The organism is Corynebacterium sp. HMSC069E04 (genome assembly GCF_001813175.1).
GTDB lineage: Bacteria > Actinomycetota > Actinomycetes > Mycobacteriales > Mycobacteriaceae > Corynebacterium > Corynebacterium aurimucosum.
In genome coordinates, this window is record NZ_KV811633.1 from 1 (window position 1) to 1410 (window position 1410).

The following is a 1410-nucleotide window of genomic DNA, read 5'->3' on the forward strand; positions in this document are numbered from 1 at the left end:
GTCGGGGCAGCAGGCGTTGGGCAGGATTGTGCAATCCTTGCTCGCTGACGCTGATGCCCTCGACGGTATTCAGCTTTATGCCCTCTCGGATGCAATCGAGTCGTATCGTGATGCGGTCATAGAACAGGAGAATGCTGCCTTTAACCCCTCGCGGGGCGAAGACTAATGGCCAACGACTCCGGCTCCCGTGGGCAGCGGGTGGGCTATATCCGTGTTTCGACGGTGGAGCAGAATAATCAGCGCCAGAAAGAACTACTCAATGCTTCCGGCAGGATTGACCGGTTCTTTGAAGATAAGATTTCCGGCCGCACGAAGACTGCCCGCCCTGGGCTTGTCGAGTGTATGGCGTATGTGCGCGATGGTGACGAGCTCGTCGTCTCGTCGATTGATCGCCTCGCCCGATCTCTAACGGATCTGCGTGGCATCGTTGATGAGCTCACCGACAAGGGTGTGACTGTTACTTTCCTGCACGAGAACCTATCGTTCTCGAAGGGTGCTAGTGACCCGCGTGCGGATTTAATGCTAGGTATTTTGGGTTCGTTTGCGGAGTTTGAGCGGGCTATTATTCGTGAGCGCCAGGCGGAGGGGATTGCGTTGGCGAAAAAGGCCGGCAAATACAAAGGGCGCAAGCCTGCTCTTAGCCCGCAGCAAGTAGTGGAGATTAAGCAGCGTGTGCTGGCAGGGGAGTCGAAAGCCGCACTAGCGCGAGAGTTTGGGGTCACCCGTCCTACCGTGTATCGAGCATTGAAAAACGCCTAAAAGACGCAGCCGTAACGGTAAATCAGCGCAACTTGACCGGGGTTCGTATGCGTAAATATGCGCAGATTGGGCTGGCTGCATGGGAATTCGATGCTGTCTGCCTTTTACTTCTCTGCGGAGACCACCGGCCCCTTTTCGGTCCAGCGTTACTGCTAACGTTAGTGCCGGTTCACAATCATGCCCCACCACCTGTGGTGGGGCGTGGGCGTGACTTCCTCGTCGGTGCGCGGTTAGGTCCGCGCGTGTACGTGGGCTGTTCTGCGCGCCTAGTCGGCGAGTGGACAACTCTACGACGTTAGGGAGGTGACCGATGGGTAGACACTCATTGGAAACGCCCGGTCGCAAAAGAAAAGACCTTGATGCCACCAAGCTTGACTGGCTCGATGTGGCTACCAAGGTCATAGTTCTTGCGACCGCAATCGTGAAGCTCGTTGAGGCGATGCTTCACATGGGCCTTTAGGTCCGATAACTCCAGCCGATTCGCAGTCGGTTGGGGTTATTTTTATGTGCAGCGATGGGTCAGGGACGAACCATGCTGTCATGTCTTAGGCTAATGTGCGCGCGGAGGTTTCGCAATACTCCTGAAGTGTCCCAGGTTTTGTTCCGTCTGAGTAGATGGGAAAATCTGGAATATGCCAAGAAAATTTGACC

Annotated in this window: 2 protein-coding genes; both read left to right on the forward strand. The window is 55.5% G+C overall.

What is annotated here, in order from left to right:
• Positions 1 to 165: 165 nt before the first annotated feature.
• Complete coding sequence (locus tag HMPREF2896_RS02150) at positions 166 to 759, forward strand: recombinase family protein (protein WP_070524737.1); 594 nt, start codon at positions 166 to 168, stop codon at positions 757 to 759.
• Positions 760 to 1069: 310 nt separating this feature from the next.
• Positions 1070 to 1219: a hypothetical protein gene (locus tag HMPREF2896_RS12790; protein WP_165033318.1), complete on the forward strand. Its 150-nt coding sequence runs from the start codon at positions 1070 to 1072 to the stop codon at positions 1217 to 1219.
• Positions 1220 to 1410: the final 191 nt, after the last annotated feature.

Bases quoted from the DNA above. Each gene is read 5' to 3' on its own strand.
- HMPREF2896_RS02150 (WP_070524737.1), top strand. From the start codon at position 166: ATGGCCAACGACTCCGGCTCCCGTGGGCAGCGGGTGGGCTATATCCGT.
- HMPREF2896_RS12790 (WP_165033318.1), top strand. From the start codon at position 1,070: ATGGGTAGACACTCATTGGAAACGCCCGGTCGCAAAAGAAAAGACCTT.